The 22,386-nt window shown below is 64.4% G+C and carries 22 protein-coding genes; 7 read left to right on the top strand and 15 right to left on the bottom strand.

Annotated features, from left to right (window positions below):
• Nucleotides 1-4 precede the first annotated feature (4 nt).
• The 5 genes from DX905_RS03515 to DX905_RS03495 all read right to left on the bottom strand — a co-directional run bounded on the left by DX905_RS03515 (nucleotide 5) and on the right by DX905_RS03495 (nucleotide 7,643).
• Nucleotides 5-1,222, bottom strand: a complete 1,218-nt coding sequence (locus tag DX905_RS03515; protein ID WP_116090113.1) for an SAM-dependent methyltransferase — start codon at nucleotides 1,220-1,222, stop codon at nucleotides 5-7.
• Between the two features lie 41 nt (nucleotides 1,223-1,263).
• Nucleotides 1,264-2,970: an ATP-binding protein gene (locus tag DX905_RS03510; protein ID WP_240320704.1), complete on the bottom strand. Its 1,707-nt coding sequence runs from the start codon at nucleotides 2,968-2,970 to the stop codon at nucleotides 1,264-1,266.
• Entirely contained in the window at nucleotides 2,967-3,485 is a 519-nt protein-coding gene (locus DX905_RS03505; protein ID WP_162875439.1) for a TOL_0243 family YfiR-like periplasmic protein, read from the bottom strand. Before DX905_RS03505 ends, DX905_RS03510 begins: the two co-directional genes overlap by 4 nt.
• A complete protein-coding gene (locus DX905_RS03500) occupies nucleotides 3,482-5,389 on the bottom strand; it encodes a TOL_0244 family TonB-dependent receptor (protein WP_116090108.1) in 1,908 nt (635 codons plus the stop codon). The genes DX905_RS03505 and DX905_RS03500 overlap by 4 nt, the downstream gene beginning before the upstream one ends.
• A 112-nt stretch (nucleotides 5,390-5,501) precedes the next feature.
• A complete protein-coding gene (locus DX905_RS03495) occupies nucleotides 5,502-7,643 on the bottom strand; it encodes an AsmA family protein (protein WP_116090107.1) in 2,142 nt (713 codons plus the stop codon).
• 177 nt (nucleotides 7,644-7,820) lie between these two features.
• Between DX905_RS03495 and rpmI the strand changes: the two genes are divergently transcribed.
• The 5 genes from rpmI (at nucleotide 7,821) to pheT (ending at nucleotide 12,426) form a co-directional block, all read left to right on the top strand.
• Nucleotides 7,821-8,024 carry a 50S ribosomal protein L35 gene (gene rpmI / locus DX905_RS03490; protein WP_116090105.1) on the top strand — a complete coding sequence of 68 codons (204 nt, stop codon included), beginning with the start codon at nucleotides 7,821-7,823 and terminating at the stop codon, nucleotides 8,022-8,024.
• Between the two features lie 13 nt (nucleotides 8,025-8,037).
• Complete coding sequence (rplT, locus tag DX905_RS03485) at nucleotides 8,038-8,415, top strand: 50S ribosomal protein L20 (protein ID WP_116090104.1); 378 nt, start codon at nucleotides 8,038-8,040, stop codon at nucleotides 8,413-8,415.
• 77 nt (nucleotides 8,416-8,492) lie between these two features.
• Entirely contained in the window at nucleotides 8,493-8,987 is a 495-nt protein-coding gene (locus DX905_RS03480) for a GNAT family N-acetyltransferase (protein ID WP_116090102.1), read from the top strand.
• 17 nt (nucleotides 8,988-9,004) lie between these two features.
• Nucleotides 9,005-10,066, top strand: a complete 1,062-nt coding sequence (gene pheS / locus DX905_RS03475) for a phenylalanine--tRNA ligase subunit alpha (RefSeq protein ID WP_116092298.1) — start codon at nucleotides 9,005-9,007, stop codon at nucleotides 10,064-10,066.
• Entirely contained in the window at nucleotides 10,063-12,426 is a 2,364-nt protein-coding gene (gene pheT, locus DX905_RS03470) for a phenylalanine--tRNA ligase subunit beta (protein ID WP_116090100.1), read from the top strand. The genes pheS and pheT overlap by 4 nt, the downstream gene beginning before the upstream one ends.
• 29 nt (nucleotides 12,427-12,455) lie before the next feature.
• On the opposite strand, the gene metW is transcribed toward pheT, so the two are convergent.
• From metW to metX, 3 genes are read right to left on the bottom strand one after another with little or no spacing between them, the layout of a single operon-like run.
• Nucleotides 12,456-13,043, bottom strand: coding sequence for a methionine biosynthesis protein MetW (gene metW, locus DX905_RS03465; RefSeq protein WP_116090098.1), 588 nt, complete (start codon nucleotides 13,041-13,043; stop codon nucleotides 12,456-12,458).
• Complete coding sequence (locus tag DX905_RS03460; RefSeq protein ID WP_116090097.1) at nucleotides 13,040-13,477, bottom strand: GNAT family N-acetyltransferase; 438 nt, start codon at nucleotides 13,475-13,477, stop codon at nucleotides 13,040-13,042. Before DX905_RS03460 ends, metW begins: the two co-directional genes overlap by 4 nt.
• A complete protein-coding gene (gene metX, locus DX905_RS03455; RefSeq protein WP_116090096.1) occupies nucleotides 13,474-14,595 on the bottom strand; it encodes a homoserine O-acetyltransferase MetX in 1,122 nt (373 codons plus the stop codon). Before metX ends, DX905_RS03460 begins: the two co-directional genes overlap by 4 nt.
• A 158-nt stretch (nucleotides 14,596-14,753) precedes the next feature.
• Here metX and DX905_RS03450 point away from each other — a divergent pair, with 158 nt between their 5' ends.
• Both DX905_RS03450 and DX905_RS03445 read left to right on the top strand, forming a co-directional pair.
• Nucleotides 14,754-15,155, top strand: coding sequence for a DUF1801 domain-containing protein (locus DX905_RS03450; protein WP_116090094.1), 402 nt, complete (start codon nucleotides 14,754-14,756; stop codon nucleotides 15,153-15,155).
• A 25-nt stretch (nucleotides 15,156-15,180) separates the two neighbouring features.
• Nucleotides 15,181-15,537, top strand: a complete 357-nt coding sequence (locus DX905_RS03445; protein ID WP_116090093.1) for a DUF1428 domain-containing protein — start codon at nucleotides 15,181-15,183, stop codon at nucleotides 15,535-15,537.
• 24 nt (nucleotides 15,538-15,561) lie between these two features.
• Here DX905_RS03445 and DX905_RS03440 read toward each other — a convergent pair whose 3' ends face one another.
• The 7 genes from DX905_RS03440 to cyoA are packed head-to-tail and all read right to left on the bottom strand — an operon-like array spanning nucleotide 15,562 to nucleotide 22,296.
• Complete coding sequence (locus tag DX905_RS03440) at nucleotides 15,562-16,095, bottom strand: response regulator transcription factor (RefSeq protein ID WP_116090091.1); 534 nt, start codon at nucleotides 16,093-16,095, stop codon at nucleotides 15,562-15,564.
• On the bottom strand, nucleotides 16,095-17,411 hold the full coding sequence (locus DX905_RS03435) for an ATP-binding protein (protein ID WP_116090090.1): 1,317 nt from the start codon (nucleotides 17,409-17,411) through the stop codon (nucleotides 16,095-16,097). The genes DX905_RS03440 and DX905_RS03435 overlap by 1 nt, the downstream gene beginning before the upstream one ends.
• Nucleotides 17,411-18,100 (bottom strand): SURF1 family protein, encoded by a 690-nt coding sequence (locus DX905_RS03430; RefSeq protein ID WP_116090088.1) that lies wholly within the window; start codon nucleotides 18,098-18,100, stop codon nucleotides 17,411-17,413. Before DX905_RS03430 ends, DX905_RS03435 begins: the two co-directional genes overlap by 1 nt.
• 11 nt (nucleotides 18,101-18,111) lie before the next feature.
• Nucleotides 18,112-18,480: a cytochrome o ubiquinol oxidase subunit IV gene (cyoD, locus tag DX905_RS03425; RefSeq protein WP_116090087.1), complete on the bottom strand. Its 369-nt coding sequence runs from the start codon at nucleotides 18,478-18,480 to the stop codon at nucleotides 18,112-18,114.
• Nucleotides 18,477-19,115, bottom strand: coding sequence for a cytochrome o ubiquinol oxidase subunit III (cyoC, locus tag DX905_RS03420; RefSeq protein WP_116090086.1), 639 nt, complete (start codon nucleotides 19,113-19,115; stop codon nucleotides 18,477-18,479). The genes cyoD and cyoC overlap by 4 nt, the downstream gene beginning before the upstream one ends.
• Before the next feature lies 1 nt (nucleotide 19,116).
• Nucleotides 19,117-21,111: a cytochrome o ubiquinol oxidase subunit I gene (gene cyoB, locus DX905_RS03415; RefSeq protein ID WP_116090085.1), complete on the bottom strand. Its 1,995-nt coding sequence runs from the start codon at nucleotides 21,109-21,111 to the stop codon at nucleotides 19,117-19,119.
• A 15-nt stretch (nucleotides 21,112-21,126) separates the two neighbouring features.
• Nucleotides 21,127-22,296, bottom strand: coding sequence for a ubiquinol oxidase subunit II (gene cyoA / locus DX905_RS03410; protein WP_205412184.1), 1,170 nt, complete (start codon nucleotides 22,294-22,296; stop codon nucleotides 21,127-21,129).
• Nucleotides 22,297-22,386: the final 90 nt, after the last annotated feature.

Raw genomic sequence — 22,386 nt, 5'->3', positions numbered from 1 at the left:
TCTCTCAATCGCCAGTTTCGGTCAGCTTCAGCTCCGCCGCCGCCATATAGTCGCGCGTGATGGGCAGCGCGTCGCGCCGGCGGCCGAGCTGGATCTGGAAGTTGCAATGGCCATCGTGCCGGAACGCGACCATCGCGCCGGCGAGATAGAATTGCCACATGCGGAAGAAGCGCTCGTCATAAAGGGCGACAATTTCCTCGCGGGCCGCGCCGACATGGTCGTACCAATGTTGCAGCGTCCAGGCATAATGCAGGCGCAGCACTTCGACGTCGGTAATCCATAACCGTGCCTGCTCAACGGCGGGCGCGATCTGGCTCAACGCGGGGACGTAGCCGCCGGGAAAGATATAGCGGGCCAGCCAACGATCGGTGGGCGCCGGTCCATCTGCTCTGCCGATCGTGTGCAGCAGCATCACGCCATCCTCCGCCAGCAGGGAGCGACAACGGCGGAAAAACGCGCCATAATATGGCGGCCCGACATGCTCGAACATGCCGACCGATACGATCCGGTCGAACCTGCCTTGGACAGCCCGAAAATCGAGCAGCTCGAATTTGACCCGATCCGCTACGCCAGCGGCATCAGCGCGCTGTCTTGCAATCGTCAGCTGCTCCTTCGAGAGGGTAATGCCGAGTACGTCGACGTCCGCGATTTGATGTAGATGGAGGGCCAGCCCACCCCAGCCGCAGCCGATGTCCAGCACACGCTGGCCCGGCGCCAAAGCCAGCTTGGCGGCAATGTGCGCTTTCTTCGCGGCCTGTGCCGCCTCCAATGTGGCGTCAGCCGTGGTGAAGTAACCGCAGCTATATTGCAGGTCATTGTCCAGGAAGAGGGCGTAGAGCTGACGCGACAGGTCGTAATGATGGGCGACGTTGCGCTTCGCCCTGCGCTGCCAGTTCCAATTCTCCCACCGGCTAAGGCGCCACGGCCGCCACAGCCGCAGCCTTGCCGCGGCGTCATCATCCCATTGGAGGTTACGCCCGATCAGATCGAGGAAAGCGGCGATATCGCCTTCCTCGACGATCAGCCGCCCAGCCATATAGGCTTCGCCCAACTCAAGCGCGGGGTTGAACGCGGCGCGCCGTGGCGTGGCACGATCCGTGAAGCGGATCGTCACGCGGGACCCATCCGCATCTCCGTAGACGTGCCGCGAGCCGCCGGCATCGATGACGGTCAACGATCCTTTGCGGACGAGCTTACGAAGCAGCATGTCAAACAGCTTCATGCGACGAGCCTAGAAGCGCGGTACGATCCTGCCAACGTGACTTAGCGTGAGGTCAGCGCCTGGCTGAGAGCTTCGCCCAACGCTTCGATCGTGTACGGCTTGATCAGCAACGGGAATCCTTCCGCGGCCGCGGCCGCGGCGGCCTCGCTGAAGCCCGTCATAAGCACCACCGGCAAATCGGGCTCGCGCCGCACCACCTCTTGGGCCAGCTCGAGCCCGTTCATTTTTCCCGGCATGATCATATCCGACAGGACCAGGTCGAACGGGCCGCCTTCCTCCAGTGCCCGTAGGGCTTCGGGGGCCGCCGCCACACGCTCTGCCCGGTAGCCGAGCTCGCGGAGCATTTCGCAGACGAGATCCGCGACATGATCGTCATCCTCTGCCACCAGGACCGCCGCATTGTGCCCCGTTTCGCCGATCCCGTCTTTGCGGGTGGCCGCGTGCGGAAGACGCTGGGCGGAGCGAGGAAACAGCAGCGAAACGCTGGTTCCCTTGCCCAGCTCGCTTTCGATCCGGACCTCGCCGCCGGAGGATCGTACGAAACCGTAGACCTGGCTGAGGCCCAGGCCCGTACCACTGCCGACGCTTTTGGTGGTGAAGAAGGGCTCGAAAACTTTTTCGAGCATCTCTGGTGCTATGCCGGTGCCATTATCGCGGATCGAGAGGTGGACCATGTCGTCACTGCCCTCACCAGCGGTCGGAACGTTGCGAGCGCTTATGCGGATGATACCGCCGGATGCCATCGCATCGCGGGCATTGATGGCGATGTTCAACACCGCCACGTCCAGCTGAGAAGGGTCGACCTCGACAGGCCACAGCCCGTTGGCAAAATCGAATTCGACCGTGATGTCCTCACGCAAAGAGCGTTCCAGCAAATCCTCGAGTCCGCGGACACGCGCGCCGATGTCCAGCACCTCGGGCGTCAGTGGAGACCTTCGCGCGAAGGTCAACAATTGCTGGGTCAGCTTGGCGCCACGGTCGATCGCTTGACGGATGCCGTCTTTCAGACGGTCGCGGCGAACCGGATCGGTGGTGCGCTCCAGCAGCTCCATGCCGCTTGAGGCGACCATCAGCAGGTTATTGAAATCATGGGCGACGCCGCCGGTGAGCTGGCCCATCGCTTCCATCTTCTGCGACTGGCGGAGCGCTTCTTCGGCTTCCCGCCGCCCCGTAATCTCCGCCTGCAGCCGGCGGTTGGCGGCGCTTACCGAGGCATAGAAGCCGGCGAGTACCGCAACCAGCAGGCAGGCCATCACGATTACGATCGCGATGCCCAGATAGCGTGCGGCACGCCTCGACCAACTCTCGGTGGCCGCATCGACGTAGACCGAACCGAGCTTCGCGCCGCCCTGATCGACTTCGCTCGTTACGATCAGCTCCGCGCCGCGGATGACGGGCGGAGCCACATGGTTGACCTGCGGCAACGGCTCGCCCCTGCGGGCAAAGCCGGCGACCAGCCGCCCATCCGCTCCATAAGCTCCGACGGCGTTGAATTCCGGGCTCGCCTTGAGCGCGTCGATATACTCGCGGGCGGCGTCGTCGTCGTCGAAGGCGAGCGGGCCAGCCAGGCTTCCCGCGAGCACGCGCGCCTGCACCTGCACTTCGCGCACCTTCTCTGCACGAGCCTGGTCTTCATTGTGATAGGCGAGCAGCAAACTTGCCAGCAGCAGCACGAAAGCGAGGCCGATCCCTATCGCCGGGGTTTCGGCCAGGCGATGCATCATCCGGCGGAGGAGCGAACCCATCATCGTGCGACGCTCACTGCCAGTCCGAGCAATTTGGAGCTTATTGTAATGCCACTATTCGCCGCCGCGCCCTGATCGATCATGAAGCGCACACGGCCGCCCACCATTACGAACTGGATCATGCCGCCGCTCACGCCGCGACTGCGATCGGTAACGGTCAGGACGGGCTGTCCCGCCACATTATGCAGCATGTCCTCGGCGCTTTCGCCCGAACCGGCAAATAGGATGTGGCACGGTTTGCCCGCATTCGCGCCATCGATGTGGCGCACGGCGATGGGACGTCCATTGACCCGCTGCCCGCGCACCGCATCGTCGAGCATGCGGCCGAAGGGGTCCTGGCCAACGATACAGATAGTGAGAGGGTCGCCCGCGCTTCCCAAGGCGGTCGCCGGCCACTGCACGAACGGCGCGAATTTGTAGAGATAGCTGGCCTTGACCGCATATTCGAGCGGCAGGTCCGCCGCCATCGCTAGGCTCGGCCCCATCGCCAGGATCAGGAAGGTGAATAGCCGCGTCACATGCGCCATTTCAGCCCGGCCAGGATCTTACGCGGAACCTGGTTGGCGGTCTGCGGCGGTAGTTCCTGATGCCATTTATGAAGCAGGTTCATCGCGCTCACGGACAGTTGCAATCGCTCCGAAAGGCGCCAGCCGATACGTCCGCCCATTTCAGTATAGGATGGTACGGCGGGATCGGGCAGGGGCCCAACATAGCGCAAATCGGCGTCTATCGTGATGCCGCGCCCCAAACTCATGGAGGACCGTAAGGTCGCTTGCCGCGGAGGGTCGTCCCCCAACTGCGACACACCCAGCAGGCCACTGGAACCCTGCTGAAAGCGGAATTTGTCGTGGAGCAGGTTCAGCCCCGCGCCCAGCTTCCACCAGCGCGTCACTGCGAGATCGCCCCATGCTTCCAGCCCGTAATTCCTGCCCTTGAGGCCGTTGCCCCAGCGGATCGGGATGAATCCCCCCGGTGCCGGCTCGATCGAGCGAAGATCGTCATAGATGTTGTAGTAAGCAGAGATCGACAGCGAAGCCTGGGCGCCTGCCTGAATGCGCGTGCCTGCCTCGAACGCGGTCAGCTTTTCGGTGCGGAAATCGGGGTCGCCGATCAGGAAGCGCTGCCCGCCGAGCACTTCCACGACATCGCGGTCAAACGGCGTAGGGGAGCGCACGGCACGCGACACCGCACTCCACAGCAGGAAGGTGTCGGTGGGTTTCCATGCCAGCCTGACGTTGGGCAGGATCGAGGTGCCGACATAGGGGTCATCCTCCGCCTTGATGCCGATGGTGAGCTTGAGCCGCTTGGCGAGAGCCAGCCCATATTGCGCGAACACATTGCCGAGCAGGAGGGTGCGCCGGGGCGGCTCGAAGAAGATCGAGTTGTTGCCGTTGATGTTGAACCGGCTGGCGCGAATGCCGCCGCCCCACACGAAATCGTTGCGCGCGCCTGGAGCGCTGTTGTGCTGGAAATACAGGTCATAGGTGTCGATCGAAAACTCGCCGCCATCCTGACGAGTTTCGCGCTTGCTGCGATCGAAATAGGCCTGCACTTCGAGTGCGCCGCCTTCCGTTTCGGTGCGAGTCCACCGTGCCAGCAGGTTGCGATTCTGGGTAAGCTCGTCGCCCGCCCCGAGATGGTCGGTGCGTGAGTTCATCAGGTCGCCCTGGAAGGTCAGCGCATCCTTGTTGCTCGCTGCCCAATCGAGCCTGAAACCGCCCTGAACCCGCCACCAATCGTCGTTGGCCGCGATGCCCGCGGCGGTGCGGCTCTGGTCGATCTCGATCCCGCGGACATAAGCACGCGCCGTCACGTCTGCGCCAAGCTTCGTACCATAACGCAAGCCGCCGTTACGCTCACGTGCGCCGCCGTCCGCGGTAGCCAATAGGCCCTGTGTCTGATCCGACCGGCGGGTGATGATGTTGATCACCCCGTTGACGGCATTGGCGCCCCACAGGGTCGCCCCTGGTCCGCTGACGACCTCGATCCGCTCGATATCGTCGGGCAGGACATCCTGCATGTCCCAGTAAACGCCCGAATATAGCGGGGTGTAGACGCTGCGGCCGTCGATTAGCACGAGCAATTTGTTCGTGAAGTTCTGCGCCTGCTGATTGCCGCTCAGCCCACGCGCCGTGATCGTATATTGGCTCGCCGACATTTGCGCGACGTACAGGTTGGGCGCCAACCGCAGGATTTCAGGTATCGTGGTGGCGCCGGAGCGCACGATGTCGTCGTGGGTGATGACGAAGATGGCGGCCGGCGCATCTCTGAGCGCCTCGCTCGATTTGCTGACCGACGAGACGTTCAGATTGGCAAGTTCATCGATCGACAGCGCGCTGAGATCCTGCATGGATTGCGCGCGAGCCGGCATGGCGGCGACGGTGACCAATGACACCGTCGCACCGATCAATATTCGTCGCATGCGAAGCGACCCCTTCAATCCCACCCTTTTTCCTTCGCCCGATTTCAGGTCTGGTACGCGAAAACAGGCCGTCGTGGCCCCCGGCCGCTAGGCATAACGCTGTCCGCAACGATCAGAATATGCCGAGGAATTTCTTGTGCTGTTTCTCGGCTTTGACGTCCTTGCTCTTGCCCGATCCGACATCCTCGCGCGGTGCGCCCTTGGTCGTACGTTGCGCCGAGGCCTTCGCCCCTGCCAGCACCGGTCCGCACGCCGCACTCTTGGCGTCGCCCGGATCGACGAAGGCGATGATCGCCGCCAGGGGGCTCGCCACGATGCCCAATGCCAGCCCGGCGCCGCCGCGCGCCAGCAATTGCGGAGTGATGATCTGGATTGCCGGCTTGGCGAAATAGCCACCAATGCCGACCGGCGACTGGCCCGAAAACAGGCTGAACTTCTTGCCGTCGGCGCGGAACGCCAGGCTGAGTGATTCATCCTTGAAGCTGAAACCGCCCTTGGCGGTCATGACGTTCTTGTCGGTGTCGATCAGGATCGGGTCGGCGGAGGCGATGCCATCGCGCACCGTAAAGCCAATCAGGCCGCAATTCACTTCCACCGGCTTCTTGAGCTTGTCCTGCAGCAGTTTCTGCAGGAACACGCCCAGATCGAACTCGCTCAGCTGGATATATTGCGTCCAGAAGGTGCCCTTTGGCAGGATGATCGCGATCCTGCCGGACGAGGAGGCGAGGCTCTTGCGCAGGGAGTCGCCCACGCCCCGCATCTTTACGCGTGCCGTCATGACGCCGGACGCGGGCGCATCCGCGACTCCGCTCTTGTAGAGCAACTTGCCGATCGGTGTCGGCGAAAGGCGGATGTCATATTCCGTGACGACCGCGGGCACACGTGCGTTGATCGAGATGTCGGAGCTCAGATGGCCGCCGGCGACGTCGAAGTTGAGCGGCGACAATTTGAGCAGCGATCGGTTGAGATCAACGCCCAGCACGATATTCGACACGGGGACGAACGGCTGCGTGATCGTGGCGATCGTGTAATTGACCTTCGCGTCGAAAGTCTTGATCGAGTCACTGCGCAGCGGCGCATCGGGCAGGATGCGCGGCACCCCGTCGCCCTTGTGCTGGGTCGTCGCTGCGGCGGTTGCACCCTTGGTTGCAAGCGCTGCCGGATCATAGCCGATAAACGGCCCGACATCGATGATGTCGACATGGCGCGATTTGAGATCGGCCGTCAGCAGCATCCGTTCGTCGCTATTCGCCGGGACCCGCGCGGTGAACCGCCCGGCGATGTCACTGGCGCCATAGAAACCCGTCATCCGCGTGAAGCGATATTCCTGCCCCTGCTTCACCATGTGCGATGTCAGGCGATAGGTGCGCGTGTCGGGCACTGCCACGCCGATCAGATCAAACAGGTATCGGATGTTCGGGCCGCGCGCGCCGACCGTCAGGTCCGCGCCTTCGATCATCGTCGCGCCGGGCAGGTTGCCGGCGACGTCGATGTGGAACAGTGCGCCCTGGGCGTGCAGGTCGAACTTGTTCGCGCCGCCCGCGATTAGCTGGTTGGGAGAGGATTGGCTGCCCCATAGCCGGAAGGGGCGTCCACGCATCGTGCCGTCGCCGTTAAAGCGGATGGCCTTGCCGACCTTATTGTCCTGGGCGTGGATCGCCTGAAACGCGACATCCACCGACAATTGCATCGATGGATCGCGATAGCGCGCGGTCGTGCCGTCGATTTCGGCCCGCTGGATAAGCGGCATCTGGAACGGTTTGCCGCCGCTCTTGCCGAACGTCCAGGTATTGTTCTGGTGCTTGGCGTCCCATTCCAAATCGGCGGCGCCATCGACCAGATTGATCCAGTTCACCTTTGACTGATCGCCGAACAGAAAGCTGAACGTGTCAATCCGGGTGTCGATGAGCTTGGCCTGGAACAGGTTCGGCTTGGACGCCCATGCCGGGTTGGATATAGTGAGACCCTCGGCCAGGAATTTGGTCGCGAAGGGATCGAGGTAAAGATTGAAGTCGCCCGCCACCTTCACCGCACGTCCGGTATGCGAGCTCGCGATCCGCTCGAACGTATGCTTCAGGAATCGCCCCTTGGTAACGAACAAGACCAGCCAGGCAAGAAAGATCAGTCCGATCAGTGTCGCGAGGATTGAGATGCCGGTAGCGAGGGTATGCGTTCCGGTGTCGCGTCTGCGCGCGGGCGGCGGCGTTTCGGACCGGACATCGTCGACGGATTCGGTATAGGGGATTTCGGCCATCCGCGTTGTAACCGTTCCGGATCGGCTCGGTTCCGCAACGTTCGTCGCACGAAGTGCACGGTTGCGCCGAGCCCTGGACTGCCTTATAGGCGCGCCCTTCCAAGCGATAATGGATGAACTGCCCGGCTAGTGTGGGCTGCCGTGGCCGTTCTTGATCGCTCTCGAAAGGAGACGAAAATGCCCAAGCTGAAGACGAAGAGCGGCGTTAAAAAGCGCTTCAAGCTCACCGCAACCGGCAAGATCAAGCACGGGGTCGCTGGCAAGCGTCACCGCCTGATCAGCCACAATGCGAAATATATCCGCCAGAACCGCCGCACCGATGTGCTCGCCGACGCCGATACGGTGCGGGTGAAGCTCTGGGCGCCCTACGGCCTCAATTAAGGAGTAGCGGGACATGGCACGCGTCAAGCGCGGCGTAACTACGCACGCAAAGCACAAGCGCATCCTTGAGGATGCAAAAGGCTATTATGGCCGCCGCAAGAATACGATCCGCATCGCCCGTCAGGCGGTGGAGAAAGCGGGTCAATATGCGTATCGCGACCGTAAGGTTAACAAGCGCAACTTCCGCGCGCTCTGGATCCAGCGCATCAACGCTGCCGTTCGGGCCGAGGGCCTGACCTACGGCGTGTTCATGCACGGTCTGAAGCTGGCCGGGGTCGAGCTTGACCGCAAGGTCCTGGCCGATCTCGCCATGCACGAAGGCGAAGTGTTTAGCGCCATCATCGCCCAGGCGAAGGCCGCGCTTCCGGAAGGCGCTCGGGTCGCGGCATAACGCCTGAGACCTTGGTGACCCATTGAAGGGCGCGGCGGCCGAACGGCTTCCGCGCCCTTTGTTTTGATTTGGTGCCAATGATCCAGCTTCACGCCATGACCGATGCGGATTTCGCCTGGTTGCTGGGTAAGGGGCCGGCGCGTGATCCAGGCCTGGCAATTGCACAAGGCGGGATCGCTCCTCCCGAAATTCTCGCCATGCTCCGTGGCATCATCGCAAGCTTGGCCGCCGCCGATCATCGCTCGGTTGCTTGGCTGGTCAGCGATGCGGGCATAATCGTTGCCATGATGAGCTTCACCAAATCCGGCGCCGACGGCCGCTACGAACTCGGCTATGGCGTGGCGCCTGCCTATCGCGGGCAGGGAGTGATGACCCGTGCGCTGGCCTCGTTGCTACCGCTTTTGGCTTCCGAAGGTCATCATGGCTTGACCGTGGAGACCAGCGTGGACAATCCGGCGTCGCAGCACGTGCTCGAACGGAACGGCTTTGTCCGCACTGGCGCGCGCGACGATCCCGAAGACGGCGCCCTCATCACCTGGGCGATCGACCTTAAATCAAAGGCTAAAGCGTGAGTACCGATCCCGATCAGATGCGCAGCGAATTGCTGAACGCGATCACTGCCGTCGACGAAGCCGACGCGCTGGAGGCGATTCGCGTGCGCGCGCTTGGCAAGAACGGCTCAATCACCGCTTTGCTCAAGACGCTTGGCGGCATGTCGCCGGAAGAGCGCCAGGTGAAGGGGCCGGAAATCCAGGAGCTGCGGCTCGCGGTTGCCGACGCGATCGCTGCGCGTAAGGCCGCGCTCGATCGGGCCGCGCTCGACGCACGGCTGGAATCGGAAACGATCGACATGACGCTGCCGGTGCCCGTGCGCGCTTCGGGCACGATCCACCCGGTCAGTCAGGTCATGGACGAACTGGCGGAGATCTTCGCCGATCTCGGCTTCGCGGTCGCGACTGGGCCGGAGATCGAGGACGACTGGCACAATTTCACCGCGCTCAACATTCCGGAAACCCATCCGGCCCGCGCGATGCACGACACCTTCTACTTCCCGGAAGCTGAAGGCGGCGACGGCAAGATGCTGCTGCGCACGCACACCTCGCCGGTTCAGATCCGTACGATGCTGACGCAGCAGCCGCCGATCCGCATCATCGCGCCCGGCCGGGTCTATCGTGCCGACAGCGACGCCACCCACACGCCGATGTTCCATCAGATCGAAGGCCTGGTGATCGACAAGGGCATTCATCTCGGTCACCTGCGCTGGACGCTGGAAACCTTCCTCAAGGCTTATTTCGAGCGCGACGATATTGTACTGCGGCTGCGGCCGTCCTTCTTCCCGTTCACCGAACCTTCGGTCGAGGTCGATGTCGGCTATTCGATCGAGAAGGGCCGCCGCGTCATCGGCGGTGCCGAAGGCTGGATGGAGGTATTGGGCTCGGGCATGGTTCACCCCAAGGTGATCGCCGCGTGCGGGCTCGATCCCGAGGAATATCAGGGCTTCGCCTTCGGTACCGGCGTGGATCGGCTGGCGATGCTCAAATATGGCATGGACGATCTGCGCGCCTTCTTCGATGGCGACCTGCGCTGGCTCAAACATTACGGTTTCCGCGCGCTGGACGTGCCGACGCTCAGCGGGGGAGTAGGGGCATGAAGTTCACCCTTTCCTGGCTCAAGGAGCACCTCGACACGGACGCGACGCTCGAGGAGCTCGTCGTCGGGCTTACCAAACTCGGGCTTGAGGTTGAGGGCGTCGACGATCCCGCGGCGAAGCTGGCGGGGTTTACCGTCGCGCGCGTGCTCACCGCCGCACCGCATCCGCAAGCTGACAAGCTTCAGGTGCTCACGGTTGACACCGGCGACGGGCAGGGGCTGCAGGTCGTGTGCGGCGCTCCCAACGCCCGCGCCGGGCTGGTCGGCGTGTTCGGTGCGCCCGGTGCGACCGTGCCCGCCAACAATATGGTGCTGCGCGTCGCGGCCATCCGGGGGGTCGAATCCAACGGCATGATGTGCTCGGTGCGCGAGCTGGAGCTGGGCGACGAGCATGACGGCATCATCGAGCTTCCCGGCGACGCGCCGGTCGGCACGTCTTTCGCCGACTATCAGGGCTTGTCGGACCCCGTCATCGACATTTCAGTGACGCCCAATCGCCAGGATTGTATGGGCGTTCGCGGCATCGCGCGCGATCTCGCCGCCGGCGGCTACGGTGCGCTGAAGCCGCTCGACGTGCCGGCCATCCGTGGCGACGGGCCGTCGCCGGTATCGGTGGCGACCCACGATCCGGCAGGTTGCCCGGCCTTCTTCGCACGTGCCGTCCGCGGCGTCGCCAACGGCGCCTCGCCCGATTGGATGCAGCGCCGGCTGATCGCGGTCGGCCAGCGCCCGATCTCGGCTTTGGTCGACATCACCAATTACGTGATGCTCGATCATGGCCGGCCGCTCCACGTTTACGATATCGCCAAGCTCAGCGGCGGGCTGGTCGCACGCAAGGCGGCCGACGGCGAGACGCTGACTGCGCTCAACGGCAAGGATTACACGCTCACCGCCGACATGACCGTCATTGCCGACGATGCGCATGTCCACGACATTGGCGGCATCATGGGTGGCGCGGCCTCGGGCGTTTCGGAAAACACCACCGACGTGCTGATCGAATGCGCCTATTTCACGCCGGAGACGATCGCGCGCACCGGCCAGAAGCTCGGCCTTACCAGCGACGCGCGTCAGCGTTTCGAGCGCGGCGTCGATCCGGCCTTCCTTGGTGATGGGCTCGCGATCGCAACCCAGCTCGTCACCGAAATTTGCGGCGGTACGCCGACCGAGGCGATCGAGGCGGGCCAGCCGCCGCTTGGCCACCCTACCTTCAGATATGATCCCCAGGCGGCCGCCCGGCTTGGCGGTTTGGACGTGTCCGCCGACCGCCAGCGTGAAATCCTCACTCGCCTGGGTTTCGGGATCGACGGTACCTGGACGATCCGCGTGCCGAGTTGGCGCCGCGACGTCGAGGGTGTGGCTGATATCGTCGAGGAAATCGTCCGGATCGAGGGCATCGACAATGTCCTCGCCGTGCCGCTGCCGCGCCCCGACGGCGTCGCCCGGCCGACCGCTACGCCCGAGCAAAAGATCGAGCGTATCGCCCGTCGCACGGCCGCCGCGCGCGGGCTCAACGAAGCCGTCACCTGGAGCTTCCTGCCCGAAGCGGAGGCGGACCGCTTCGGCGGCGCCGCCTGGATCCTCGCCAATCCGATCAGCGAGGATCTGAAGGCGATGCGTCCATCGCTGCTGCCGGGATTGCTCACCGCCGCGCGCCGCAATGCGGACCGTGGGGCCGGGGCGATCCGGCTGTTTGAGCTCGGCCGCCGCTATCTCGCGGAGGGGGAGCGTTCGACGCTTGGCCTGCTGCTCGCCGGCGATGCGCCGCGCGACTGGCGCCACGGCAAGGTTCAGGTCGATGCCTATGACGCCAAGGCCGAAGCGATGGCCTTGCTTGCCGCCGCCGGCGCGCCTGTCGATCGGCTGCAGGTGATGGAGGCGCTTGCGCCGACCTGGCATCCCGGCCGTTCGGGCTCGCTTCGCCTCGGCCCCAAGACCATCCTGGCGGAATTCGGCGAGCTCCATCCCGCCACGCTTAAGGCGTTTGGTCTCGATGGCCCCGCTGTCGCGGCAGAAATCTATCTCGACGCCATTCCTCCGAGGCGCGAGTCGGGCCGCATGCGCTCAGCCTATGCGCCGCCTGCGCTCCAGCCGGTGACGCGCGACTTCGCCTTCATCGTCAAGCGCACCGCCACCGCCGACGGCCTGCTCCGGGCGGTACGCGGCGCCGACAAGGATGCGATCGTCGATGTGACGCTGTTCGACGTCTTCACCGGCACCGGCCTTGCCGAGAACGAAAAGTCGCTGGCGGTCGAAGTCACGCTTCAGCCGGCCGATAAGAGCTTCACGGAAGCCGATCTCCAGGCAATCTCGGATAAGATCGTCGCCGCGGCGGCCAAGACCGGCGCCCGCCTGCGGGGTTAACGCCGAGCGGGCTTTCTGCGGTATCGCGCTCACCGCCGCAGCAGGAACACCGCATGCTCGGCGCGCAGATTGGCCGCCGCGCTCGAAATGCGCCGGTCCCCGGTCAGGAACCACGCATCCTCCACCACCAGCCCGCGCTCCGCCACGAATGCACGGAAATCGTCGATCGTGAGTTGGTGGATATTTTCCGTCTCGTACCAGGAGACCGGCAGCGCCGCCGTCACCGGCATCCGCCCGCCCCACATCAAATTCCAGCGCACGCGCCAGTAAGCGAAATTGGGGAAGGACACGAACGCCCGATCGCCGATCCGCAGCAATTCGGTCAGCACCTTGTCCGGCGCCCGCGCGGTCTGCAGCGTCTGGCTCAATATCGCGTAATCGAACGCCCGGTCGGGATAATAGCCAAGGTCCGCATCGGCATCCCCCTGGATCACCGACAGCCCCCTGCCGACCGCGAGGCTGACATTGGCGGGATCGATCTCCAGCCCGCGCGCGTCCACCTGCGCACGGTCGCGCAACTCCGCCATCAGCTCGCCGTCACCGCAGCCAATATCGAGCACGCGCGATCCGGGCGTGACGTGCTGGGCGATGATCGCCAGATCGGGCCGCAAGCTCATGACTCGCTCTGCAGCATGTCGGCGAAGCCCGGCGCGAGCCGCTCCATATAGCGATCCGGCCGCAGCAGGGGGTGGAAGCCCTGCGCGGCATAGACGTCATGCGCATCGCGCGTGACCAGGGCGAAGCGCCGTATGCCTTCGAATTGGGGATGATGGAGAAACCAGCCGACCATTCGCCGACCTAGGCCTTCGCCGCGGGCAGGCTCGTCCACCCAGACGTCAGCCAGCCATGCGAAGGTCGCATGATCGGTGATCATCCGCGCGAAGCCGATCTGCTCGTCTCCGCGAAAGGCGCCGAGACAGTGTGATCCCGCGATAGCCCGTTCGACCTTTTCGCGTTCGATCCCCGGCGACCAATAGCTTGACGCCAGCCAGCCATGGACCCGTGCCACGTCCAGCCGCGCTTTGTCATCGGACAGGACGATTTCGCTCATGCCTCGCCCGCCCGGATGAAGCCGTCGACCACCCCGAACAATTGCGGCACGTCGAGCAGAAAACTGTCATGCCCGAACGGCGACGACAGCTCGACGAAGCTCACCGCCGCGCCGGCGGCGTTGAGCGCATGCACGATCGCGCGAGATTCGCTGGTCGGATACAGCCAGTCGGTGTCGAAGCTGACCAAGCAGAAGCGTGTGGCGCTGCTCTTAAAGGCATTGGCGAGCAGCCCGCCATGCTCCTCGGCAAGGTCGAAATAATCCATCGCGCGGGTGATGTAGAGATAGGAGTTGGCATCGAACCGGTCGACGAAGCTGATCCCCTGGTGACGCAGATAGCTCTCCACCTGGAAGTCGGCATCGAACCCGAACCCCTTCTCACCGCGATCCTGCAGCTTGCGCCCGAACTTGTCGTGCAGCCCCGCTTCGGAAAGATAGGTGATGTGCGCCGCCATCCGCGCCACCGCCAGTCCAGCCGAGGGCGGGTCGCCGGTGCCGTAATAGTCGCCGCCGCGCCAATGGGGATCGGCCATGATCGCCTGACGCCCTACTTCGTGGAACGCGATATTCTGCGCTGAATGGCGCGCGGCCGAGGCGATCACCACCGCCGCGCGCACGCGCTCCGGGAAGCTCGCCGCCCATTCCAGCACCTGCATACCGCCCATCGATCCGCCGACTACCGCCTCGAGCGTCGGCAGGCCGAGATGGTCGATCAGCATCGCCTGCGCACGCACCATGTCGCGCAACGTGATCACCGGGAACGCCATTGCATAAGGCTGTCCCGTTGACGGATCGAGCGTGGCCGGGCCCGACGACCCCATGCACGATCCCAACACGTTGGCGCAGATCACGAAATGTCGCGCCGGATCGATCGGCCGGCCGGCGCCGACCATTCGCGTCCACCAGCCGGGCTTGCCCGTGCGCGGGTGGGCGGAGGCGACATGATGATCGCCTGTCAGCGCATGGCAGATCAGGATCGCATTCGATGCGTCGGAATTGAGCGTTCCGTACGTCTCATAGGCAATCTCGACCGGCGCCAGCATGCCGCCCCCGTCGAGCTTGAGCGGCCCGGGAAGCGTGATGTGGCGCGCGAGGCCAAAGCGTTGATCGTCCGACATGGGAGGGGCGGGCTAAGGGGCCGCCGCGCGCCTTGTCAACCGCGCCCTGTGCGACGCCGGCGCGGTCACGCGTTCAGCGCTGACGCTCCTCTGCCGTGGAACGGGAAGGCAGAGCCGCACCTGCTCGACATTCCTGGCGACTATGGCAGATTTGTGTAATGGCCCAGCTGTTTCGCCTTGCGGGTGCCAGCCCGCGTGATCCTCGTGTCGAGGCATGGTTCGGGGCGGAGGCGGCGGCTATGCGCCATGTCGTCCAGCCTTGGTTCGATCGCATCCGCGCCTGTGGTCCGGACGTTCGCGAGTTACTTCACGATGGCCAGCCGACGGCATGCGTTAAGGGCGTCGCCTTTGCTTATGTCGATGCCTTCCCCAGCCATGCGAATATCGGCTTCTTCAACGGGGCGGAACTGGATGATCCAGCAGGCCTATTGCAAGGCTCCGGCAGGAATATGCGCCATGTGAAACTGCGCTGGGGACGGGCGGTCGACGAGGTCGCGCTGGAGGCGCTGATCGCGGCGGCTTATCATGATATCCGCGCGCGCCTCGCCGACGCGATCTAAGTCCTGCGACGAAAGGAGTGCCGCTATGTATATTTGTGGCCTGTTGATCCCTGTGCCCGAACATCAGTTGGACGCCTACCGCGCCTGGGCCGAGAATGGCGCGCGCTTCTTCAAGGACTATGGCTGCCTCGAGATCGTTGAAAGCTGGGAGGATTTCGTGCCGCACGGCAAGCAGACCGATTTCCGCCGGGCAGTGGCCGCAAAGGACGGCGAGAAGATCGTCTTCACCTGGCAGATATGGCCGGACAAGGCGTTCTTCGAGGCTGCCGAGCAACGGATGCATCAGGATGAGCGCATGGACAGCGCGGGCAATCCACCGTTCGACGCCGCACGCCTGATCCTCGGCTGCTTCCAGCCCGTCTTCACGATGGGCCGGGACTGACTTCCCGCGCCATTGCTTGCGGCACTATTTGATCGGGCGCTTTTCCAGTTTCCGCGCCAGCGTCCGGCGGTGCATTCCCAGGCGGCGCGCCGTCTCGGAAATGTTGAATTGCGTTTCGACCAGCGTCTCGTTGATCCGTTCCCACTCGAGCGTCTTGATGGACGTCGAGCGTTCCGAAATCGGCGCAGCGACATTTCCCGCCGCCCGGCTGAAGGCGGCCTCGATATCGTCCGTGTTGGACGGCTTGGCGAGATAATGGCAGGCGCCCAGCTTGATCGCCTCGACCGCCGTCGCGATGCTGGCGAAGCCGGTGAGCACCACGATCAGCATCGCAGGGTCGTGCCGATGCAGGCGCTGGACGCAGGGCAGGCCGGATGCATTACCCAACTTCAGGTCGACCACGGCAAAATCGGGCGTCGCCTCGTTCAGCACCGCGTCGAGTTCGGCCGGGCCATGGGCGACCCACACCCGGTAGCCGCGCCGCTCGAACGACCGCTGCAACGTGCGCGCGAAGGCTGCATCGTCCTCGACGATCACCAGCTGGCGTGGGCTGTCCATCATTCGTCCCGTGCCAGATCCCAAACGAGAGGCAGGGCCAGCCTCACCTCCGCGCCACCTCCGGCGCGGTTCGCTGCCTCCAGCCGCCCGCCCAGTCTGCGCGCGACATTGGCGGCGAGGAACAGGCCCAGGCCGTGGCCCGCGCCCTTGCTTGACTGATAGGGTTTGCCGATCATCGGAAGTTGCGCGCTCGTGAAACCGGGTCCGCGATCGGTCACCGATAATATCAGCTCCTCCCCCTCGCGTCGCGCGTCCAGACCGATGCCTTCGGACGAGACCTCGGCGGCGTTGTCGAGCAGGTTGCCGATCGCCTGCCGCAAGGAGGCACTCACCACCACCGCCGCATCGTCAAGTCCGCGGGCAGCAAAGTTCAACGGCACCCCCGGATGCGCCTGCCGCCATGCCGCGACCGTCTCCTCCAGGAAGGCGGGGACCGCGACATTGGCCATGTCATCGCCGCGTGGCTCGCCGGCGGACTGGAGGATGTCCGAGACGATTTCCTTGCAGCGCTGAACCTCGGCTTGCATCTCGACGAGGTCGGCGGACAATTCGGGATGATCGGCCAGCACCGGCATCCGCCGCCAGTCGCTGAGGATGACCGCGAGCGAGGCGAGCGGCGTGCCCAATTCGTGCGCCGCACCACTGGCGAACAAGCCCATTCGCACGATCCCATCCTCTTCCGCCGCATGCTCGCGTAGGTCGGCGAGGTAGCGGTCGCGAGCGCGAAGATTGCGGGTGATACGCGTGATGAACAGCGCGAGCAGGGTGCCGGTCAGCGCGAAGCTGATCCATCCGCCGAGCCGGTAAAGATCTCCGATCTCGCTTAGCAGCCGCGGCGGATAGTGCAGCGGCACGCTGTGCGCGGCGAGCCAGGCGTAACAAAGGCAGGCCGCGAAAACGAGCACGCCCACGGACCAGACTTCCAGCAAAATGGCGCCGAGCACGACCTGGAGCAGGTAGAGCGAGATGAACGGGTTGGTCGCGCCCCCGCTGAGGTGAAGCTGCGCCGTCAGAACCGCCATGTCCAGCAGCAGCGCGACCATGATCTCGACGTTGGTGATATTGTGGCGCGGCAGCAGGATGATGCTGACGAGATTGGCAAAGGCCAGCAGCGCCACCAGCACGATCATCGGCACAAGCGGCAGCGACACTCCCAGGCCGAGATTGACGGCAAGGATGGTCAGCAGCTGACCACCGACCGCGATCCACCGCAACTGGATCAACTGGCGCATATTTTCCGACACGACGCTTTGCAGCGGGCGTCCGGACGCGCCTGCGCTGCCGCGCCGCGTCAGGGCGAGGACGGGCTTGTCCATCACCGGTCGTCCCGCGCGCGCAGGAGCATCACTGCTCCGGCGAGGGCCATGCCCGCCAGCGTGAACCAGGTGAGCGCATATACCAGATGGTTGTTGCGAAACTGGATCACGATCAGCCCCCCGACCGGATATCCGCCGATATTGGCCGTCGCGTCCGCGTCGATGAAGAAGGGAAGGGTAGGCCCAAGCCCGCGTGCCCGGGCGATGGCCGCGACATCGCGCGAATACCAGCGGCCTGCGGCCGGATCATTGCTCCGCAGGAAACCACCCTTCGGCTCGCTCTCCCGCAGCAGGCCGGTCACGGTGGCCGCGCCCGCGCTCTGCGCCTTTGCCCGGCTGGCGGGATCACGCCGCTCGAACGGCACATAGCCGCGATTGACGAGGACCACCCCGGACTGGGTGCGCAGCGGGGTCATCACCCACCAGCCCGGGCCGAGATCGGTTACCGCCTGCACCAGCGTCTCGCGGTCGTGCAGAAACACGCCGTGGGCACGGACCCGGGTATAGGCAAGATGCTTTGTCAAATCGGCCCCGGCGGGCAGCGGGCGCGGTGGGGCATGGATGCGCGCCTCGACGCTGGCGATCAGCGCCAGCTTCCATGCCCGTCTTTCTACCTGCCATACGCCCAGCGCCGCAAAGCAGGCTGCGAGCAGCAGGCACAAGGCCAGCAACAGGCGGCGCCCGGCCATGCCGCGGCCGCCTAGGGCGCGCCGTTCATACTGTCGGGTCCCATCGGCATCATGTTGCTGTTGAGGTGATACATGATCCACAGCGATCCGCTTATCACGATCGCGACGATCACGACCGTGAACATCAGCGCCATCAGCGTCCAGCCGCCCTCGGAGCGGCTGTTGACGTGCAGGAAGCTCAACGTGTGCACGACGATCTGGACGAACGCCAAGGCGATGATCAGCAGCACGGTCGTCTGCACGTCCCCAAGCACGCCCGTCATCACCAGCCAGAAGGGGACGGCGGTCAGGACCGCCGACAGGGCAAAGCCCGTTAGATAGCTGCGGCGCGTGCCGTGGCTTGCGGCTGCGCCGTGCGGGGCGCCATCATGAGCGCTCATCGCAATACTCCGAGCAGATAGACAAAGGTGAAGACGCCGATCCAGACCACGTCGAGCAGGTGCCAGAACATGCTCAGGCACATCAGCCGGCGCCTGTTCTCCGGGATCAGGCCACGCTGCCCGACCTGAACCAGCATCACCACGATCCAGATCAGGCCGAAGGTCACGTGCAGCCCGTGCGTTCCGACCAGGGTGAAGAAGCCGGACAGGAAGGCGCTGCGCTGCGGCGTCGCACCTTCCGCGATCAACGCACTGAATTCGTAAAGCTCGATGCCGATGAAGGCAGCGCCGAACAATGCGGTGATCGCGAGCCAGGCCTGGGTGGAGCGGACCTTGCCCTCGTCCATCGCGATCATTGCCATGCCGCAGGTGATCGAGGAGATGAGCAGCATCGCCGTATTGAGCGCCACCAGCGGCAACTCGAATATCTGCCGCGGCGCCGGGCCGCCGGCATAGCTGGTGCTCAGCACGCCATAGGTGGCGAACAGGGTCGCGAAGATGAGCGCGTCGCTCATCAGATAGATCCAGAAGCCGAGCAGCGTGCCGCCGCCGCTGCCATGCGCGTGATCGTCTTCCTCGATCAGGTAGAAAGAGGGGGCGTCCGCCGTTGTGGCGGTCGATGCCGTGCTTGCCATGTCAGGCCTCCGCCGCCGCAAGGCGCCGCGCTTCGGTCCGCGCGACCTCGTCGGCCGAAAGGAAGTAATCGCGGGCGTAATTGAACGTGTGCCCGATCGCGACCACGAACAGCCCGAGGGCGCTCACGGCGGCCAGCCACCAGATATACCAGACCATCGCGAAACCCAGCACCAAGGCCAGCGCCGACAGGATCACGCCGGCACCGGTGTTGCGCGGCATGTGGATCGGGCGGAAGCCACCCTCCGGCAACTGGTGGCCGCGTTTCTTCATGTCGTACCAGGCGTCGAGATGGTGGACGACCGGGGTGAATGCGAAATTATAGGGCGGCGGCGGCGACGAGGTCGACCATTCGAGCGTGCGTCCGCCCCAGGTGTCGCCGGTCGTGTCGCGTAGCGCCTCGCGGTTCTTGATGCTGACCGCGATCTGGACGACGAAGGCGAGGATGCCGACCAGGATGATCAGCGCGCCGATCGCGGCGATCACGAACCAGATCTGCAGCGACGGATCGTCGAAATGGCGCACGCGCCGCGTCGTGCCCATCAGGCCGACGATGTAGATCGGCGTCCACGCCACCCAGTAACCGATCACCCAGCCCCAGAAAGACACCTTCCCCCAGAAGGGATCGAGGCGGAAGCCGAACGCCTTGGGAAACCAGTAGGACATGCCGGCGAACAGGCCGAACACGACGCCGCCGATGATGACGTTGTGGAAGTGCGCGACCAGGAACAGCGAATTGTGCAGCACGAAGTCGGCCGGCGGCACCGCCAGCAGCACGCCGGTCATGCCGCCCACCACGAAGGTCAGCATGAACGCGACCACCCACATCATCGGCAGCTCGAACCGGATCTGGCCGCGATACATGGTGAACAGCCAGTTGAAGATCTTGGCCCCGGTCGGAATGGAGATCACCATCGTCGCGATGCCGAAGAAGCTGTTGACGCTCGCGCCGGACCCCATCGTGAAGAAATGGTGCAGCCATACGAGGTAGGACAGCACGGTGATGACCACGGTCGCATAGACCATCGAGGAATAACCGAACAGCCGCTTGCCGGAGAAGGTCGAGGTGATCTCGGAGTAAATGCCGAACACCGGCAGGACCAGGACGTAGACCTCGGGATGGCCCCAGATCCACACCAGGTTCCAATACATCATCGGGTTGCCGCCGAGATCGTTGGTGAAGAAATCGGTGCCGACATAGCGGTCGAGCATCAGCAATGCGAAGGCGCCGGTCAGCACCGGGAAGATCGCGATCGCTAGCACGTTGCTGCACAGCGCGGTCCAGCAGAAGACGGGCATCTTCATCATCGTCATGCCGGGCGCCCGCATCTTGATGATCGTCGTGACCATGTTGATCGCGGACAATGTCGTGCCGACGCCCGCTATCTGCAGCGCCCATAGATAATAATCCGGGCCGGTATCCGGGCTGTTCTGCAGGTTGGAAACGGGCACATAATTGAGCCAGCCCGCGCGGGAGAATTCGCCGACGAACAGCGACACCATCACCAGCAGCGCGCCCGCGACGGTCAGCCAGAAGCTCAGATTGTTGAGATAGGGAAAGGCCACGTCGCGCGCGCCGATCTGCAGCGGCATGACGAAGTTGATCAGGCCGACGACCAGCGGGATCGCCACGAAGAAGATCATGATCGTACCGTGGGCGGTAAAGACCTGGTCGTAATGATGCGCGGGCAGATAGCCCTGGTTCGCACCGAACGCGATCGCCTGCTGCGCGCGCATCATCAGCGCGTCGGCGAAGCCGCGCAGCAGCATGATGATGCCCAGGATCATGTACATGATCCCGATCTTCTTATGGTCGACGCTGGTGAACCATTCGCGCCACAGCCAGCCCCACAGGCGGAACCACGTCACCGCGCCCACAATCCCCGCGCCGAGCAGCAGCACCGCGATGAAGGTGATGAGCAGGATCGGCTCGTGGATCGGGAAGCTCTCGAACGAAAGCCGGCCGAAGACGGTCTTGAGGAGGGTCTCGCTGAACATGGGGGCTCCGGCGGCTCAGCCGCGCGCCACGACGGGCGCGCCCGGCATGGGGGGAAGGAAGGACATATCGCGGTTCCGCTTCGATGCGGGCTCGGTTGCGCCCGGCGCGCCCGGCTTGCGCGGTTTGGTCACGTTCGGGCCCGGCGCCATCTCATGGCTATCCTTGAACAGCGCGCCCTTGGGCTTGGCCCCGTGCGGCGGGGGTGCATCGCGGCCCGCAGGCATGCCGGCGCCTGCGCGCATCGCGTGCGGATCGCCGCCGCCGGCCTGGCGGTCATGCATCATCACGTCGGTCATGCACGGCGTGCCAGGCGCCGCGCAGCGATTGACCACGCGCTCGAACAAGCCGGGCGCGACCGCGGCAAAGCGCATCGCCGGCACCTTCTCGCTCGGTTTTTCGAGCGCGAGATAATCGGCGGTGGCGAGTTGGCGCCCGCTCGCCTTGGTCGCGGCAACCCAGCGATCGAATTGTCCCGCATCCACGCCGCGCAACTTGAAGCGCATGTCGGAGAAGCCCGCGCCGCTATAATTGGCCGAGAAGCCCTCATAGTCGCCGGGCCGATTGAGCACCGCATGCAGCGTGCTGCGCATGCCCGGCATGGCATAGACCATCCCCGCCAGTGTCGGGGCGTAGAAGGTGTTCATCATATTGGTCGACGTGATGTCGAACCGCACCTGGCGATCGACCGGCAGCACCAGCTCGTTGACGGTGGCAATGCCCTGCTCCGGATAGATGAACAGCCATTTCCAGTCGAGCGCCACCACCTGGACGCGCAGCGGCTGCGCCTTGGCATCCAGCGCCTTGTCCGCCGAGATGCGATCCAGCGGGCGGAACGGATCGAGCAGATGCGTGCTCGACCAGGTCAGCGCCCCCAGCGCGATGATGATCAGCAGCGGCGCCGACCAGATCACCAGCTCCAGCGAGGTCGAATGGTCGAAATCGGGATCGTAGGTCGCGTCCTTGTTGCCGTGGCGATAGCGCCACGCGAAGATCACGATCAGGATCATCACCGGCACGATGATCAGCAGCATCAGGCCGGTCGAGGCGTAGATCAGATTGCGCTGTTGCAGCGCCACGTCGCCGGCGGGGTCCAGCACCGCACGGCTGCAGCCCGCCAGCAGCGCAAGCGATCCCAGCAGGGCCAGCCGGCTCAAATGTCGCAGAATGGGCAGAGTTTCGCGCATGGCTTGGCGTTAGGCGCTCCCCGGGCACGGCTACATTGGACATTTTGTCCAATGCCGCTGCGCTCTGCTATAGGGCAGAACAGCACAAGT

The sequence above is a fragment of the Sphingomonas crusticola genome, from assembly GCF_003391115.1.
Taxonomy (GTDB): domain Bacteria; phylum Pseudomonadota; class Alphaproteobacteria; order Sphingomonadales; family Sphingomonadaceae; genus Sphingomonas_I; species Sphingomonas_I crusticola.
This window is presented reverse-complemented; position numbering and strand designations above follow the sequence as displayed.